The organism is Bacteroides sp. BFG-637, assembly GCF_024793605.1.
Lineage (GTDB): Bacteria > Bacteroidota > Bacteroidia > Bacteroidales > Bacteroidaceae > Bacteroides > Bacteroides vicugnae.
This window is the reverse complement of sequence record NZ_JANUPD010000002.1, coordinates 840,359-858,787: the sequence shown is the minus strand read 5'-3', so window position 1 is coordinate 858,787 and position 18,429 is coordinate 840,359. Positions and strand designations below refer to the sequence as shown.

At 41.2% G+C, this 18,429-nt stretch carries 13 protein-coding genes, 2 tRNA genes and 2 pseudogenes; 15 read left to right on the top strand and 2 right to left on the bottom strand.

What is annotated here, in order from left to right; genetic code table 11:
• Positions 1–7 precede the first annotated feature (7 nt).
• The 14 genes and pseudogenes from NXX38_RS03820 to NXX38_RS03755 all read left to right on the top strand — a co-directional run bounded on the left by NXX38_RS03820 (position 8) and on the right by NXX38_RS03755 (position 17,122).
• Entirely contained in the window at positions 8–1,741 is a 1,734-nt protein-coding gene (locus tag NXX38_RS03820; RefSeq protein ID WP_217720973.1) for a RagB/SusD family nutrient uptake outer membrane protein, read from the top strand.
• Positions 1,742–1,760: 19 nt separating this feature from the next.
• The gene (locus tag NXX38_RS03815; RefSeq protein WP_148365575.1) at positions 1,761–2,552 is read left to right on the top strand and encodes an endonuclease/exonuclease/phosphatase family protein; all 792 of its coding nucleotides are present in this window, start codon (positions 1,761–1,763) and stop codon (positions 2,550–2,552) included.
• Positions 2,553–2,579: 27 nt separating this feature from the next.
• A complete protein-coding gene (locus NXX38_RS03810; protein WP_258978621.1) occupies positions 2,580–4,736 on the top strand; it encodes an alpha-N-acetylglucosaminidase in 2,157 nt (718 codons plus the stop codon).
• 9 nt (positions 4,737–4,745) lie between these two features.
• Positions 4,746–5,888: a glycerate kinase gene (locus NXX38_RS03805; protein ID WP_258978620.1), complete on the top strand. Its 1,143-nt coding sequence runs from the start codon at positions 4,746–4,748 to the stop codon at positions 5,886–5,888.
• Between the two features lie 6 nt (positions 5,889–5,894).
• A complete protein-coding gene (locus tag NXX38_RS03800; protein WP_217720975.1) occupies positions 5,895–7,151 on the top strand; it encodes a GntP family permease in 1,257 nt (418 codons plus the stop codon).
• Between the two features lie 13 nt (positions 7,152–7,164).
• Entirely contained in the window at positions 7,165–8,250 is a 1,086-nt protein-coding gene (locus NXX38_RS03795; protein WP_258978619.1) for an acyltransferase family protein, read from the top strand.
• A 6-nt stretch (positions 8,251–8,256) separates the two neighbouring features.
• Positions 8,257–10,439: pseudogene (locus NXX38_RS03790) on the top strand (alpha-N-acetylglucosaminidase).
• A 118-nt stretch (positions 10,440–10,557) separates the two neighbouring features.
• Positions 10,558–11,140, top strand: a pseudogene (locus NXX38_RS03785) (RNA polymerase sigma factor).
• A gap of 107 nt (positions 11,141–11,247) precedes the next feature.
• Positions 11,248–12,204: a FecR family protein gene (locus NXX38_RS03780; protein WP_258978618.1), complete on the top strand. Its 957-nt coding sequence runs from the start codon at positions 11,248–11,250 to the stop codon at positions 12,202–12,204.
• Positions 12,205–12,235: 31 nt separating this feature from the next.
• Entirely contained in the window at positions 12,236–13,009 is a 774-nt protein-coding gene (locus tag NXX38_RS03775) for an endonuclease/exonuclease/phosphatase family protein (RefSeq protein ID WP_148365567.1), read from the top strand.
• Positions 13,010–13,016: 7 nt separating this feature from the next.
• Positions 13,017–13,796, top strand: a complete 780-nt coding sequence (locus tag NXX38_RS03770; RefSeq protein ID WP_148365566.1) for a hypothetical protein — start codon at positions 13,017–13,019, stop codon at positions 13,794–13,796.
• 13 nt (positions 13,797–13,809) lie between these two features.
• Entirely contained in the window at positions 13,810–15,339 is a 1,530-nt protein-coding gene (locus tag NXX38_RS03765) for a hypothetical protein (RefSeq protein WP_148365565.1), read from the top strand.
• A 240-nt stretch (positions 15,340–15,579) separates the two neighbouring features.
• On the top strand, positions 15,580–16,383 hold the full coding sequence (locus tag NXX38_RS03760; protein ID WP_148365564.1) for an inositol monophosphatase family protein: 804 nt from the start codon (positions 15,580–15,582) through the stop codon (positions 16,381–16,383).
• Between the two features lie 31 nt (positions 16,384–16,414).
• Positions 16,415–17,122 carry a ComF family protein gene (locus NXX38_RS03755; RefSeq protein WP_148365839.1) on the top strand — a complete coding sequence of 236 codons (708 nt, stop codon included), beginning with the start codon at positions 16,415–16,417 and terminating at the stop codon, positions 17,120–17,122.
• Between the two features lie 60 nt (positions 17,123–17,182).
• Here NXX38_RS03755 and NXX38_RS03750 read toward each other — a convergent pair.
• Positions 17,183–17,256 (bottom strand) — tRNA-Asn (locus NXX38_RS03750).
• 28 nt (positions 17,257–17,284) lie between these two features.
• Positions 17,285–17,358 (bottom strand) — tRNA-Asn (locus tag NXX38_RS03745).
• A gap of 77 nt (positions 17,359–17,435) precedes the next feature.
• On the opposite strand from NXX38_RS03745, the gene NXX38_RS03740 reads away from it, so the two are divergent.
• On the top strand, positions 17,436–18,425 hold the full coding sequence (locus NXX38_RS03740; RefSeq protein WP_148365563.1) for an adenosine kinase: 990 nt from the start codon (positions 17,436–17,438) through the stop codon (positions 18,423–18,425).
• Positions 18,426–18,429: the final 4 nt, after the last annotated feature.

The following is an 18,429-nucleotide window of genomic DNA, read 5'->3' as shown; positions in this document are numbered from 1 at the left end:
TATAAAGATGAAATACTCAAAATACTTTTTAATCATTGCTTTATTTGGTATAGTTACCTCATGTAGCGATTTCCTGGATAGAACGAACCCTAACGAGCCGGACAATGTAACATTCTGGGTAAATGAAGAGCAGCTTAAAAATGCGTTACCACCCTGCTATGAAGCTTTACAAAAAGACTATCTTGTGAATTGGAGCGAGTCGACGGCCGAAACAGTTATGTGGGGGAATATTACCAGTGGACTAAGTAAGGTTTCGGGAGGCAAGCACTCTTATACTGACGGTTTTCCTTTTACTACCTATTGGACAGGAGCGTATAGCTATATTTATCGCTGCAATAATTTTTTAGACAATTATAATAAAGCTCAAGTGGCTCAAAATAAAAAAGACGTTTATGCTGCAGAAGTAAAAACTATCCGGGCGCTTATGTACTTTTACCTCACGACATTTTGGGGAGATGTACCTTGGGTAGGAGAAGTCATCCAGCCCGAAGATGCATATATCGAACGTACTTCCAGAGAGAAAGTCATTGACCAACTTGTCGAGGATTTGAAATGGGCGGCAGAGCGTATGCCTGAAGAAAGGTATACAGGCGATAAACTGGGAAGACTTGACCGCTGGGGCGCTTTAGCCATATTGGCACGTATCGCCTTGCAGAACGAAAGGTGGGAACTGGCTGCAAAAACGAGTGAATATATCATCGAAAACAGTCCCTATGGCCTGTATGAATACGAAAAACTATTTCATCACGAAGGGGATGTCGAGAATGATCCGAAGAATATCGAAGCCATCGTATATAGCCTTTTTGTACCCGAAGTCCGTACACAAAGTCTGCCCAATGAAACTTGCAGTCCGACAGACTATATACGTCTCAATCCAACGAAGTCGTTGGTGGATGCTTATCTGTGTACAGACGGTAAACCAGCAAAAACCGGATTGGAATATTATAAAAAGATTGGTGTGCAGACCTCATCATTATACAAGTCGCCTGAAGAGCATTATGCTGATTATTTCCAAAACCGGGATCCTAGAATGAAGATGACTTTATATGCTCCGGGTGACAAATGGCCGGGAGGAGATGACGGTGACCCTGATACAGATAAGGCCAACGAGATATTTAATCTACCTCGTTTTGCTTCATTACAAGATAATAATCGTGTGGGGGCAAATAGCCGTACAGGTTTCTATCTGAAAAAGTATAACGATATTGATTTGGCCGGCTCAAGTGTAGGTGGGCACGGTAATCTCAATGTCATCCGTTTTGCCGAAGTCTTGCTGATTTATGCGGAAGCCACTTTCGAACTACAAGGTAAGAAACTGACACAGACACAGGTTGATTACTCCATCAACAGACTTAGAGATCGTGTGAATATGCATCGTATGAACCTTGACGAACTTAGTGCATGGGGGATGGATCTCGAAACTGAATTGAGAAGAGAACGTCGTATTGAGTTGGCAGGTGAAGGTACAAGATATGCCGATGTGATGCGCTGGCGTGAAGGTGAACTTCGTTTTGGACGTGCCATCACCGGTCCCAGCCTGAAAGTATGTATGAACGATTTGGGTGCCAACCCATATCCCGATACCGGTGTAGATGAATTTGGCGATGTAATCTACGAAAAGTCTACCGCAGAAGGTGGAGCACGCTACTTCGACGCAACGAAACATTATTTGTGGCCTGTGCCTAATCCCGAACGTCAGAAAAATCCTCTGTTGGGACAAAATCCAGGATGGGAAAAGTAATCATTAAAAAATAGAAACCATGTATTCAATGAAGAAATATTTATTATTGTTTTTATGCCTGACTTTGGGCGTTGCCTATGCACAAGACACTCTACGAGTGCGGGTAATGACATATAATTTGAGATTTGGCGAACTGGCATCTTTAGAAGAACTTGCTCATCACATCAAATCCTTCAAACCTGATTTTGTGGCGCTTCAGGAAGTGGATAGCAAAACAGACCGTAAGCGTACCCCGCATCAGAAGGGGAAGGATTTTATATCCGAACTCGCCTATTATACGGGAATGTTTGGGCTTTACGGAAAAACGATTGATTATTCTACCGGTTATTACGGTATTGGAATGTTAAGTAAATATCCATATATTTCTGTTCAAAAGACAATGCTGCCCCATCCGGTCAAAGAACATGAGAGACGGGCTATGCTAGAGGGATTATTCGAAATGGGTAATGATACTATTGTTTTCACCTCTACGCATCTGGACGTTAACTCTCAAGAAACACGGGCGGAGCAAATAAAATTTATTACCGGGCATTTCAAAAATTATAAATATCCTGTAATTTTGGGAGGCGATTTCAATGCGCGTCACTACTCCGAGGCCATACGTGGTATGGATAGTTGGTTTGCCGCGAGTAACGATGATTTTGGAATGCCGGCATGGAAACCTGTGATTAAGATAGATTACTTGTTTGCTTACCCGCAAAAAGGATGGCGTGTGATTAGTACACAAACTGTCCGGTCGCTTTTGTCAGATCATTTACCGATTATTACGGAACTGGAATATGTGAAAGAAGCATCGAAAAAGAAATATTGATACTCACTTATAACATTTTGATTTTTTATGATACATACGATAATCAAGTATTTATTAATTTCAACAACGCTTTTTTTCTGCTCATGCCACAAGCCTAAGACGGATATTATCACCCCCGCCAAGCAGTTAATAGAACGTCAGATTGGGGAAAGAGCAAAGTCTATCCACTTTGAATATATCGAACCATCCGAAGGTAAAGATATATTTGAAGTGATAGCAAGCGACGGCAGGCTTACTTTAAGGGGAAGTAGCTCCGTTGCTATTTGTTACGCTTTTCATACGTACATGAAAGAAGCTTGTAAGAGCATGAAAACATGGAGCGGTGAACATCTAACATCAGTGATGCCGTGGCCCGATTATGAATTGTATGAACAAGTGTCCCCTTATGAGTTGCGTTACTTCCTGAATGTTTGTACATTCGGCTATACTACTCCTTACTGGGACTGGGAGTGTTGGGAAAAGGAAATTGACAGGATGGCTCTTTATGGTGTAAATATGCCCTTGGCTACAGTGGCCAGCGAAGCTATTGCTGAACGGGTGTGGCTGCGTATGGGATTGACCAAAGAAGAAATCCGTGAATTTTTCACAGCTCCTGCACATCTTCCTTGGCATCGCATGGGTAATCTGAACAAGTGGGACGGTCCCTTATCTGATGCTTGGCAACGTAACCAAATCGGCTTGCAGCACCAAATCCTGACCCGTATGCGCGAGTTGGGAATGCAGCCCATAGCACCTGCGTTTGCCGGTTTCGTGCCGGAAGGATTCGTACGGAAACATCCCGATACACAATTCCGGCATATGCGGTGGGGTGGTTTTGATGAACAGTATAATGCCTATGTACTGCCACCGGATTCGCCTTTCTTCCAAGAAATAGGTAAACTGTTTGTCGAAGAGTGGGAAAAAGAGTTTGGAGAAAATACTTATTACCTGTCGGACAGTTTTAACGAAATGGAACTACCTATAGATAAGGAAGATAAAGAAGCGAAATACAAGTTATTGGCCGAGTATGGAGAAACGATTTATAAATCAATTACAGCCGGAAACCCTGATGCCGTTTGGGTTACACAAGGATGGACATTCGGATATCAACATTCATTCTGGGATAAAGAATCGCTTAAAGCCTTGTTAAGCAATGTACCTGATGATAAAATGATTATCATTGATTTGGGCAATGATTATCCCAAATGGGTATGGAACACCGAACAGACATGGAAAGTACACGATGGGTTTTACGGAAAGAAATGGGTATTCAGCTATGTACCCAACTTCGGTGGGAAAAATACAATGACAGGAGATCTGGGCATGTATGCTAGTTCCTCGGTCAAAGCGTTACGTGCTGCAAATAAAGGTAACTTGATTGGGTTCGGTTCTGCCCCTGAAGGCCTCGAAAACAATGAGGTTGTTTACGAACTGTTAGCCGATATGGGGTGGACTTCAGACAGCATTGATCTGGACGATTGGATGAAGATATACTGTGAGGCCCGCTATGGGGGATATCCCGATGCTATGAAAGAAGCTTGGAAACTTTTTCGGAAAACAGCATATAGTTCTCTCTATTCATACCCCCGTTTTACCTGGCAAACCGTAGTACCCGATCAACGGCGGATCAGTAAAATCGACCTTAGTGATGATTACTTGCAGGCTATACTTTTGTATGCCAGTTGCGCTGACGAACTGAAAAACTCTGAATTATACAGAAACGACCTCATTGAGTTTGTTTCGTATTATGTAGCGGCTAAAGCTGAAAATTTTTATAAGCAGGCGCTGAAAGATGATTCGGAGAATCGTGTTCTCGCAGCGCAGCGTAATCTGCAACAAACTGTTGATTTGTTGATTGACGTTGACAGGCTGTTGGCTTCTCATCCTTTATATCGATTGGAAGAATGGGTGGAACTTGCACGTAATAGCGGAACAACTCTTCAGGAAAAAGATGCTTATGAAGCAAACGCTAAACGCTTGATTACAAGTTGGGGTGGTATTCAGGAAGATTATGCAGCCCGTTTCTGGAGCGGGTTGATTAAAGATTACTATATTCCTCGTATACAGCTCTATTTCACAAAAGACCGGAATAAAATTCGAGAATGGGAGGAACAATGGATTACATCTCCCTGGAGCAACAGTACAACTCCGTTTGATGACCCGGTCAAGGCTGCATTGGGTTTAATAGAGAAAACAAATAAGTGATAGCTTTTTATGAAAAAGATTGTATTGGCATTCGATTCGTTTAAAGGTTCGGTCAGCTCTTTTGAAATAGCGAAAGCTGCCGAAAAAGCGATTCAGGAGGAATTACCTGACTGTCAGATTATACGTTTTCCCATAGCTGATGGTGGCGAAGGGACTACAGAAGCCTTATGTTCTGCTCTTAGTGCTCAAACGGTGTCATGTCGGGTGCATGATCCATTCATGAAGCCAATCGATGTATCGTATGGTATCGCGAACAATGGTGCGATGGCTATTATCGAAATGGCTTCAGCCTGTGGTCTTCCACTGATTGATTCAAACCGGAGAAACCCAATGAAGACTACGACTTATGGAGTTGGAGAAATGGTCGCTGACGCATTAAAACGAGGGTGTCGGGAATTCATTATTGGGATTGGCGGAAGTGCAACAAATGATGCGGGAATGGGTATGCTGAAGGCTTTAGGGGCACGTTTTCTGGATAGAGAGAACTGTGAACTGGAACCTGTCGGCGAAAGTCTGATAAAAGTCCATCAAATAGATATTTTTCAATTAAATCCGGCATTGAAGGAGAGTAATTTTACGATCGCCTGTGATGTTAGTAATCCATTTTATGGAAAAGAAGGTGCGGCCTATGTATATGCTCCTCAAAAAGGGGCAACTATGCTGCAAGTGATAGAGTTGGATAATGGGTTGCGGCACTATGCACAGGTGATAAAGGAATATACAGATATGGATATATCGCAACTTCCCGGTGCCGGAGCAGCCGGAGGAATGGGAGGCGGTCTGCTTCCGTTTCTGAATGCAAAATTGCAATCCGGGATAGAAGTTATATTGAAAACGCTTCGTTTCGAAGAAGTCGTTCAACAGGCAGACCTGATACTGACTGGTGAGGGGAAACTGGATTGCCAGACTTGTATGGGAAAGGCGCTGGACGGAATCTTACGTGTAGGTGACAGATGTCAGGTTCCGGTGATAGCATTAGGAGGAGCGGTCGAAGCCGCCGAAGCACTTAATAGGATGGGTTTTACAGCCGTACTTCCTATCCAACCTTTCCCGGTAACACTTGAAGAGGCGATGCAACCGGAGTTTACGAAAGAAAACATAGAGAGAACGGTGCGACAGGTGGTGAGAATCATCAAACAATTTACTAAATAATACTCAATGACAGCGATAGGCGCATTAATCGGGCTTTCATTATCCATACTGTTAATCATAAGAAAGCTTTCTCCGACATACAGTCTGATTATCGGAGCGATAGTTGGAGGATTGTTGGGAGGACTATCTTTAAATGAGACTGTAACGGTGATGACCGAAGGGGTGAAAGAGATCACTCCGGCGGTATTGCGGATTCTGACGGCCGGAGTCTTATCAGGTATATTAATACAAACCGGAGCTACCACTGTCATCTCCAATGCAATTATACATAAAATGGGTGAGAAGCGGGTATTTATGGCATTGGCACTCGCAACTATGTTACTTTGTACTGTAGGTGTATTTATTGATGTGGCTGTGATAACTGTTGCACCGGTGGCTCTTTCGATAGGTAAGCGTTTAAACCTGTCTCCATCCGTGTTACTTATTGCTATGATCGGGGGAGGTAAGTGTGGAAATATCATATCACCTAACCCGAATACCATTATAGCAGCCGGAAATTTTAATGCAGATCTATCGGCTGTAATGTTTGCCAATATTTTACCGGCAGTGATCGGTTTATTTTTCACCGTTTTCGTTATTGTCCGTCTAATGCCTCAAACAGTAAAAAACAAAAAAGAGGTGATACAAACTGTGAATAAAGAGGAAGAGAGAAATCTGCCGTCGCTAAGAGCCAGTCTGATTGCTCCTGTTGTTACTGTTGTTTTATTGGCATTACGCCCTATAGCAGGAATCAATGTTGATCCTTTGATAGCTTTGCCGGTAGGTGGTTTGTGTGGCGCTATCTGTATGAGACAATGGAAAAATATTCTTCCAAGTATAGAGTATGGACTGCAGAAGATGTCTGTGGTAGCTATTCTGTTGATAGGAACCGGAACTATTGCCGGTATCATAAAGAACTCTTCTTTGAAAGACTGGATTCTTACAGGATTGGATCATGCTCATATTAGTGATGTGTTGATTGCTCCTATATCAGGCGCATTGATGTCAGCGGCTACGGCATCGACAACAGCCGGAGCGACACTGGCTTCTTCTTCGTTTGCTGAAACAATATTGGCTATAGGGATTTCTGCGGTTTGGGGGGCAGCTATGATTAATTCGGGGGCTACAGTTCTTGACCATTTGCCACATGGTTCGTTCTTTCATGCAACAGGAGGCGTATGCGAACTCAACTTTAAGGAACGTCTGAAGTTGATACCTTATGAATCGCTTATAGGGATAGTGTTAACTGCCGGAACGACTATTTTATATATAATAAGTAATTAAAAGAATAAAATATATGAATCCGAACAAACGGTTACTTTCACTTGATGTACTTCGGGGTATTACTGTTGCCGGGATGATCTTGGTCAACAACACAGGAAAGTGTGGGTATAACTTTGCTGTTTTTGCACATGCCAAGTGGAATGGCTTTTCGCCAGCCGATCTGGTATTCCCGATGTTTATGTTCCTGATGGGTATTTCGACCTACATCTCTTTGTGTAAGTATAACTTCCAGTGTCGACCGGCTATTGCGAAAATCATAAAAAGAAGTCTCTTGTTAATATTTATAGGTCTGGTTATGGAGTGGTTCATTACATCAGTAGATGGTGGTAACTATTCTGATTTGAGTCAGCTCCGGTTAATGGGAGTGATGCAACGGCTTGGAATTTGTTATGGCATTACAGCCCTGTTGGCTGTAACAATACCGCATAAGCGGTTTATGCCATTAGCCATCATCTTGTTGGCTGTCTACTTTATTTTTCAGTTATTTGGAAACGGATTTGAGAAAAGTGCGGATAATATCGTCGGGATTGTTGACTCGGCTATTTTAGGGTCTAATCACATGTATCTTCAAGGCCGGCAGTTTGTCGATCCCGAGGGGATACTTAGCACGATTCCCGCTGTATCTCAAGTGATGATAGGTTTTGTTTGCGGAAAAATAATCATCGACATTAAAGACAATGACCGCCGGATGCTGAATCTATTTCTTATAGGTACCACTCTGTTGTTTGTCGGCTATTTGTTAAGTTATGCCTGTCCTTTGAATAAACGTTTGTGGTCTCCTTCGTTCGTTTTGGTCACTTGTGGGATCGCAGCATTGTCATTGGCTTTGCTGCTCTATATCATTGATGTGAAGCAGAATAAAAAGTGGTTTTCATTTTTCGAAGCATTTGGAGCGAATCCGCTTGTAATCTATGTGTTTAGTTGCATAGCCGGAGGATTGCTTGTGCATTGGCATATTCATACAACTATATTCAGCAATTTGCTTAACCCATTATTCGGAAATTACTTCGGTTCATTTATGTATGGTGTGTGTTTTCTGTTGTTCAATGGGCTGTTGGGATATGTTTTATTAAAAAGAAAAATCTATATAAAATTATAAATCAGAATGAAGAGAAAAAGTGTATACATGTGTCTGGTTATGTTTTTTATGTCGTTGGTTCTTCAGGCTAAAGACAAAGACGTAGCTGTTGCCGAAGCATTAGTGAAACGTTTGCTGCCGTCATACATCGAGAGTTTTCAGTTTCAAAAGTTAAAAGGGGAGAAAGACTGCTTTACGGTAGAGTCCGTCAAAGATAAGATTGTAATTGGTGGAAACAACGCCAATTCAATGGCGATGGGACTGAACCATTACCTGAAATACTACTGTTTAACTACGGTATCGTGGTATGCGGATATAGCCGTTGAAATTCCTGATGAATTGCCAATGGTTGGCGAGAAGGTCGTTTCGGAAGCGAGAGTGGATACTCGCTTTTTCCTGAATTATTGCACGTATGGTTACACGATGCCTTGGTGGCAATGGAAAGAATGGGAACGCTTTATTGACTGGATGGCCCTTAATGGCATAAATATGCCTTTGGCAATCACCGGACAAGAAGCTGTGTGGTATAAAGTCTGGTCGAAAATGGGAATGTCGGACATCGAAATATGCTCTTACTTCACGGGACCGCCGTATCTGCCCTGGCATCGGATGGCTAACATAGATGGTTGGAACGGTCCGTTGCCGATGGAATGGCTGGAACATCAGGTAAGTTTGCAGAAAAAAATACTCGCACGTGAGCGTGAATTGAATATGAAGCCCGTATTGCCAGCCTTTGCCGGACATGTCCCTGCCGATTTAAAGCGGATTTACCCCGAGGCCGATATTCAGCATTTGGGCAAATGGGCAGGTTTTACTGATACATACCGTTGTAACTTTCTGAATCCTAACGACGCTTTGTTTGCGAAAATTCAGAAACTATTTCTTGATGAACAAAAAAACTTTTCGGAACCGATCATATTTATGGCTTAGATCCTTTCAATGAGGTTGACCCGCCAAGTTTCGAACCCGAATATTTGCGGAAGATAGCTTCGGATATGTACGCCACGTTGACGGCTGCCGATCCCAAAGCCCAATGGATGCAAATGACATGGATGTTTTATCATGACAAAGAGAAGTGGACATCTCCGCGAATAGAAGCTTTACTGACGGGTGTTCCGCAGAATAAGACGTATCTGCTCGATTATCATTGTGAAAATATTGAACTTTGGAAAACGACTGATAAATTTCATGGACAGCCTTATATCTGGTGTTATCTGGGCAATTTCGGAGGAAACACAACTTTGACAGGTAACGTCAAAGAAAGTGGCGCACGACTTGAGAATGCTCTCATTAACGGTGGAGACAACCTTAAGGGAATCGGCTCTACGCTGGAAGGATTGGATGTTGTACAGTTCCCTTACGAATACATCCTTGAGAAAGCATGGAACTTGAATGTAGATGATAACAAATGGATAGAATGTCTGGCTGACAGACACGTAGGATGTGTATCGCAACCTGTGCGCGATGCTTGGAAAATATTATTCAATGACATTTATGTACAGGTGCCGCGTACATTGGGCACTTTACCCGGATATCGCCCCGTATTGAATAAGAATAGTGAAAAACGGACAAGTAATGTGTACAGTAATGTTGAACTATTAGAGGTTTGGAGAAAACTGAACGAAGCGCCTTCTGACCGGAGGGATGCTTTTCGTCTGGATTTGATTATTGTAGGCAGGCAGGTGCTTGGAAACTATTTTCTTGATGTGAAAATGGAGTTTGACAGGATGGTTGAAGCTAAAGATTATCAGGCTTTGAAAGCTTGTGGCGAAAAAATGAAGGAAATATTGAATGATTTGGATAAACTGAATGCCTTTCATCCTTACTGTTCTCTGGATAAATGGATGGATGATGCGCGGAAGATGGGGGATTCTCCCCGGTTGAAAGACTATTATGAAAAGAACGCTCGCAACTTGATTACTACTTGGGGAGGAAGCCTGAACGATTATGCCAGCCGTTCATGGGCAGGACTGATAAGTGATTATTATGCAAAACGTTGGGAAGTGTATATCAATACATTTATCAATGCGGCTGAGAAAGGTGTGGAAGTGGATCAGAAACAACTTGAAGATGAGTTAAAAGAAATAGAAGCTGGTTGGGTAAATGCAACTGATAGGAAAGATATTCGGAAAGATGTTCATTCAACAAATGACGGATTGCTATCATTCTCAACCTTTTTATTCAGCAAATATCAAAGACTGGTGAAATAAACAAGAGGCCTGTTTCATTTATTGTTTGCGATTCATGCTATATCAGAAAGAATTAATATATTTGAAAATAAGGACTTGATATCATAAGCTTTTTGTTTTCATATTTAAAATGATTAAGATGTTCCAGAAATACTCACAGGATGAAGCCCAAGCTTTGGTTAAGGCTCTGAAAGAGGGGAACCAGCTGGCATTTAGTATTGTATACAAGACATATGCGGCGCAGACCTTTTCTTTGGCATTTAAATATTTGCTGAATAAGGAATTGGCTGAAGATGCTGTGCAGAACTTATTCTTAAAACTCTGGCTGAAAAAAAGAAGAGATCGACGAAACAAAACCTATAAACAGATACCTTTTTACGATGTTGAAGAACGATCTGCTCAATACGTTGAGAGATTCAAAGAAAAATATCTATTTACTTGAGGATTGCCTTTCAATGGTTTTGGAATTGGAAGACAATTCTCAAAACGAAAACCTTAAGCAAGAACAAATGAACATTATACAACAAGCTCTTGAGCAACTTTCGCCGCAACGTCGTAAGGTTTTTGAAATGAAAGTTTCAGGAAAATACTCCAATCAGGAAATAGCTGATAAACTTAATCTTTCGATAAATACAATTAAATTCCAATATAGCCAATCTTTAAAGCAGATTCGCTCGACAGTGGGAGAGCTTAGCCTACTGTTACTTTATTGTATGATGTAGTTCTATCACTTTTACGGATATGGAACGTTCTTTTGAATTAACACGGTTTAACGTAGTCTGTATAATACTTTTTTGTAACAGTGTGTATTACTAATAGATATTGAAATATGAAATCAAAAAAGAAACATACAAGTCAGGACTTTGAAGTGGTTGACGGCATCGGAAAATATATTGATGACGACATTCAGAGGATAGTAGAAGGCAAACAGCTCGAACTGGGTGGCAGAGAACTGCCTCCTTTTGATGAATATCGCATTTATAAGAATATTCAGGAAGCCGTAATGCAGGAAGAAAAACGAAAGAACAGGAGAATCAGAATGCCATTGTTATTTAAGTGGACGGTGGCTTGTGCTATTGTTTTGCTTGTGATAAGTGTGGGATATAATTATTATCAAAGCCACAGTGAGGCAAATCTTGTTTATCGTGAAGTCTGTGCTGTAAGAGGTGAAAAGCTGCTTGTATTACTTCCTGATGGTAGCCGGGTGTGGTTAAATGCCGATTCTAAATTGACTTATCCGGAACAGTTTGCGAAATACAACAGGAATGTTATGCTGGAGGGAGAGGCTTATTTTGAAATAGCAGAAAATAAAAAATCACCATTTCAGGTACTTGCCGAGAATGTAAAAATACAGGTGACAGGAACGTGCTTCAATGTAAAAGCGTACGCTTCGGATAAGGTAGTAAAAACTACACTCGACGAAGGAAGTATCAATATCGGACATGTGCAAAGCCGTAGACCTATGCAGCAAATGCTTCCCGGGCAAACGGCCGTTTATGAAAAAAGGAGTAATGTAATAAAAATAAAAACTGATAGATATCACGATGATGCTTCGAGTTGGAAGAGCAACCGGCTTATTTTCAGAAATGCATCACTGAAAGAAGTGCTTACAACACTTTCGCGGCATTTTGATATAGAGATTACAGTTAAAAACGAAAAGATTGCTTCGTTTACATACAACTTCGTTTGTAAAGGGAACGACTTGAACTATGTGTTGGAGGTGATGCAATCAATAACACCGGTTAGCTTTAAAAAAATATCAGAATATGCATATACGGTTGAATAAGTAAACTTAATCTAATAACAAAAACAAATTTATGAAAGCACTTTTAAAGCCCATTGTATGGGTATGCCTTTTCTTCTTTGCGTATCAAAGTACGTATGCGCAGGCTCTTAAAATAATGAGCTATAATTGCCGGATGTCCGGTGAGATGACTGGTTACTCGGTGAAGGAGTATGCTGTATTTATCAGGAAATACAATCCGGATGTTGTAATGTTGCAAGAGATAGATTACAACACAAAAAGGAATAAAAATCAAGATTTCACCACTCAACTGGCCGCGGAGTTAGGGTTGTTTTCCGTATTCGGGAAAGCGATGGAGACTGGTGGTGGAGAATATGGAGTAGCCATACTTTCAAAATATCCTTTTGTTTATATCAACAACAAGCCTTTCGAAGGTATAGACGGAGCCAAAGAACCCCGGACGCTATTATATGTAGATATTCAGCAACCCGGCACTTCAAATGTAATCAGGATAGGAACGACTCATCTGGATCATTCGACGGACCTGATAAGGAGCGCAATGGCCGAACAAATTAATGAGCGGATTGGTACGGGAGATACACCGACGTTGCTGGGAGGAGATTTTAATGCCAGAACAGACTCTAATGTGATTTGTGAAGTAATGAAAAGCTGGCAGAGAATCTGCGATGATACATTCACCTATCCGGCAGATCAGCCGACAATCAAGATTGATTATCTATTTGGGCTTCCACAGAATAAGTGGAAGGTGAAGTCGTTTGAAGTTTTATCTAATCCGGCGGTATCTGACCACAGAGCTTTGTTTGCCGAAGTTGAATTTGTAAAATAAGTGAAATATGAAATCAAACTATCTATATCTGCTATTTATATGTATTACCTCTTGCCTGTTCGTTTCATGTAGTGATGAGGATAACAAGAGAGAAGAAATCCCTGAATGGAATCGGTTCAGAACAACTAACGTGTTGGTTTATGCACACTTGTCAGAGCAAAATTTATTTAGTTCTTGTAGTTATAAAGAGGTGGCGGCGTCTATCAGGAACACTGTTCATGCAGTGGCATTGTTGGATAGAACGAACGCTATTTATGGGCAAACTGCAATCATAAATACGGGTACGGAGACTGCTAGAGAGAGTAAAAAAGTGCCGGTGTTTGTACCTGTCAGCTATAGTAGCGGAGAAAAAAAGATAATCGGTAGTACTGTGCTTTTTCCTTCTACTATTTCCGAGATGACACAATATGTGGTAAAAAACGATTGCAGATATCTTGAAACAAAAACAGAAGCAGTGAACGGAATAGATATGCTCTTCTGTTCTGTGTCACTAAATAGTGAAGATCTGATAGCTCCGGCCGTTGATGTATTCAAGAAAAGAGTAAACGAACAGACAGTTCTGGTGGGCACTGTTAAACGTGCGTTGTTGTCTAATCTTGAGTCGGCAATTACTTCTAACTTAACTTCTGATACTTATTTTTTCTCGGAAGTGGAAAATAGAAATAGAGACTCCGAGTATTGTATATTTGTCCTGACTTCACACAAATGGGCTTTTAGGGGGGTAACCGAAACAAGTGTAAGCGGGGATTTACATTGTTTTCAATTACAAATCGAATCTTTAAAATAAAAAATGAACAGTCATGAAGCAATATATCAAAAACACAATGATCCTGATGCTTGCCCTGTCATGGGGCTTGCTATTGACAAATTGTAGTGATAGTGAAGCCGATTATTCGGATGACAACGCATATCCGCCACCTACTGTAGAACTAACTTCTCCTTCCGAGATAGATGTGGTGGAGTATAATTCTACGGTGACTGTATCTGCCAGAAGCTTCTCTGCTGTGGGGATACATAGTATATATGCTACCTTGTTGAAGGTGGATGAAAATGGAGAATATGAAGAGATAAATGCGAATGAACGCCAACGTTTAAAGATAGATACTCTGGAAACTGATATGACACTTGAATTTGATTTGAATGTCAAGGTCAACACGCGTGAAGCAGCCGGAATACTAGTGACATCGACAGATGTTTTGACAAAAACGGCACAAAAGGTAATACCGATTAAAAAGATAACCAAACTTCCGTCCCAGATATTTACAGAACCATCAGATTTACCAGTTTTAGTACCCGATGAAGAGGTTTCTCTGTCTGTAATGATCCGTTCTGCAGTGGGCATTAAGTCCGTAAAACATACTTTGTGCAATAAGGTACTGGGTGATCTGAAGGATTATACAACTATTCCGGTATCAGGTAATCCATTGGAAATGGAATTTATCTTGAAAACTGTCGTAGACAATAAGGATACTGATGGAATCAAGATTGTGGTGGAAGATATAGAAGGGTTGAGAGAGGAGAAGATTATCAATATCGAGGGCATTGAGGGTGTTGACAATAATGTCGCGCTTGTTTTCAACGATATTGAAATGGCACCCGAATGGGAACATTCAATAGAACCGGATCAACCTTATATTTTCTCCATAGAGGGAATAATGATACGCGGTGTGCAGAAGCATGTGTTAAGCTTGAAGGAAATTAAAGGATATGGCTCAAAGGCAAACGGCGTAGACTTTGCTTTCATTAATATATGGAGAAATCCAAGCTTTGTTGCCGTTAAAAACAGAGGTTTCTCTTATGTCAGTGCGTCAAGAATTAGTGGAGGACCAATAGGGAGAGCTTACGATGTGAATGACTGGATTAAACCGGCCGGTGTGGCCACCAACAAAACGTTGTTTACTCTTATACCTGATGATAAGGTTGCTGACCTTGGTATTGATGTGATGATGGCGAACGCGGCTCCGGACGTCAAGACTTTTGAGGCGTTGAATGTGTTGGAAAGTATAGCTAAAGGAGGTGCTGATATGTTAATGCAAAGAGTCAATGCATCTGACGGGTATCCGGATGATCCTTGTAGCTTGCAGATAAAAGACAATACTTATATTGCTTTTGTTACCGCAATGGGCAAGTACGGTGTGATTCATGTTATTGAAGCCGCAAACGATATGGATGCATTAGTTGCCGGAGGATGTAAAATTGCTACTCCTACAGGGGTGGTGGGAAGCCAGGGGCCAGCCTACTCGGGAGCTGGTATAACAGGACTCACTTATGATGGCGTAGCATTACTCTATGGGCGCACATGTAAGTTGAAAATTGTGGTTCAGAAGTGAAATTGTTATAATTTAAAGAATAAAGAACTATACATTTATATTTAGATGTAAAAGTTAAGAAAGGTCGGTTCAAAAAAGAAAATGAACCGGCCTTGTTTTTTAGATGTTTCCTCAATATTGATTATGGTAGTTTGAGCGTTACTTCACTAATTAATGTGTCAAACACGAAAATATTATTTTCTTCTATGCTTTTTGCAGGAAAAGTTATAACTTCGGAGCACTTTTTAATTTGAATAATAAATGTTGGATTTAAAGCAACTTACCACTGATGTATGCCGGATTGCTACAGAGGTTGGACATTTTTTGAAAGAAGAACGGAAGAACTTCCGTCGTGAGCGTGTGGAGGAAAAACATGCACATGATTATGTGTCTTATGTAGATAAAGAGTCAGAGGTGCGAGTGGTGAAAGCACTTGCTGCTCTACTGCCCGAAGCGGGATTCATAACAGAAGAAGGCTCTGCCACTTATCAGGACGAACCCTACTGTTGGGTCATTGATCCATTGGATGGAACTACAAATTATATTCATGATGAGGCTCCTTATTGTGTATCTATTGCTTTACGCAATCGCACTGAACTTCTTTTAGGTGTCGTTTATGAAGTTTGCCGGGATGAATGTTTCTATGCCTGGAAAGGTGGAAAGGCTTTCATGAATGGTGAAGAAATTCATGTGTCGAGTGTTGAGGATATTCAAGATGCCTTTGTTATTACAGAATTACCTTATAATCATCTACAATATAAACAGACCGCTCTTCATCTCATCGATCAACTTTATGGAGTAGTGGGAGGTATTCGTATGAATGGTTCGGCTGCCGCTGCAATTTGCTATGTAGCTATTGGGCGTTTCGATGCGTGGATGGAAGCGTTTCTCGGAAAATGGGATTACTCCGCAGCGGCATTGATCGTCCAGCAAGCGGGAGGAAAGGTAACTAACTTCTATGGCGAAGATAACTTCATAGAAGGACATCATATTATTGCAACGAACGGAACTCTGCATTCTTTCTTTCAGAAACTTCTGGCAGAAGTCCCTCCATTGAATATGTAAGTGGTATTGCAACTTTAAAATCTCTATTATGATGAAACACACACTTCTTGTAAAAGACTGGCTTAGTTCTTTTTTATCTTTACTGTTTCCCCGTTGCTGTGTTGTTTGCGGCCGACCGTTAGCAAAGGGTGAGGAATGTATTTGTACGGTATGCAATATCAAACTACCTCGTACGAACTATCATCTTCGAAAAGATAATCCGGTAGAGCGGCTTTTCTGGGGACAAATTCCTTTGGAACGGGCTACTTCTTTTTTCTTTTATGAGAAAGGAAGCGACTTCCGGCTGATTCTTCACCGTTTGAAATATGGTGGACAGAAGGAAATAGGTGCAATTATGGGACGGTATATGGCAGCAGAACTATTATCTTCCCATTTCTTTCAAGGAATTGATGTTATAATCCCTATACCGCTTCACAAGAAAAAACAGCAAATCCGCGGTTATAACCAGAGCGAATGGATTGCCCGTGGAATCACTGCCGTAACTGGAATACCTATAGATACAGAATCCATATTGCGTAAGAAAAATACGGAAACGCAAACACATAAATCCATACTTGAACGTCGGGATAATGTGGAAGGTATCTTTGAATTTCAACGTCCCGAAATACTTGTAGGGAAACACATACTGATCGTTGACGATGTATTGACCACCGGTTCTACTACGCTGGCATGTGCTTCTTGTCTGGTGAATGTGGAGGGAATACGGATTAGTATATTGACGTTGGCAACGGTGGAGTGATTATATACGAATAAATGATATTAAATAAGAAAGCCACCCATTCAGGTGGCTTCTTTTTTGCTCTTCCTCTTGGACTTGAACCAAGGACCCTCTGATTAACAGTCAGATGCTCTAACCGACTGAGCTAAGGAAGAATGTTTGCAATCAAGATTTTCAACTTTGCTCTTCCTCTTGGACTTGAACCAAGGACCCTCTGATTAACAGTCAGATGCTCTAACCGACTGAGCTAAGGAAGAATGTTTTTCTCAATTGCGATGCAAAAGTACTAGGTTTTTTTGAAATATGCAATATCTTTGCAAAAAAAATATTAGGAATGGACAAAATAATAGGATTGGGCAACGCCCTGGTAGACGTACTCGCAACCCTGAAGGATGACACTCTTTTGGATGAAATGGGTTTACCCAAAGGAAGCATGCAGCTCATCGATGACGCTAAGTTACAGCAGATTAACACAAAATTTTCACAGATGAAAACCCATCTGGCAACAGGCGGATCGGCAGGAAATGCCATCCTCGGACTGGCTTGTTTGGGTGCCGGAACAGGGTTTATCGGAAAAGTGGGAAATGATAATTATGGAGAATTTTTTCGTGAAAATCTGTGGAAAAATAAGATTGAAGACAAATTATTGACGTCAGATCGACTGCCTTCCGGTGTGGCATCCACTTTTATTTCACCGGATGGGGAGCGTACTTTCGGAACCTATCTGGGAGCAGCGGCTTCTTTAAGAGCAGAGGAACTGACCTTGGATATGTTTAAGGGTTATGCATACCTATTTATAGAAGGCTATCTTGTTCAGGACCACGAAATGATTCTTCACGCCATTGAACTGGCTAAAGAAGCCGGTTTGCAGATTTGTCTCGATATGGCTAGTTATAACATTGTGGCTAATGATCTGGAATTCTTCACCTTGTTAATAAACAAATATGTCGATATTGTCTTTGCAAACGAAGAGGAAGCGAAAGCCTTTACCGGCAAGGAGCCGGAGGAAGCTTTGAGAGTGATTGCCAAGAAATGCAGTATTGCTATCGTAAAAGTCGGGGCAAATGGTTCTTATATCCGTAAAGGGACAGAAGAAATAAAGGCTTCAGCCATTTCGGTTCAAAAGGTGGTGGATACTACCGGTGCCGGTGACTATTTTGCTTCCGGATTCTTATACGGATTGACTTGCGGATATTCGTTGGATAAATGTGCAAAAATAGGTTCTATTCTCTCGGGAAATGTTATTCAGGTAATCGGAACAACGATATCACAGGAACGCTGGGATGAAATTAAGTTAAATATTAACAGGATTCTGGCGGAATAACAAA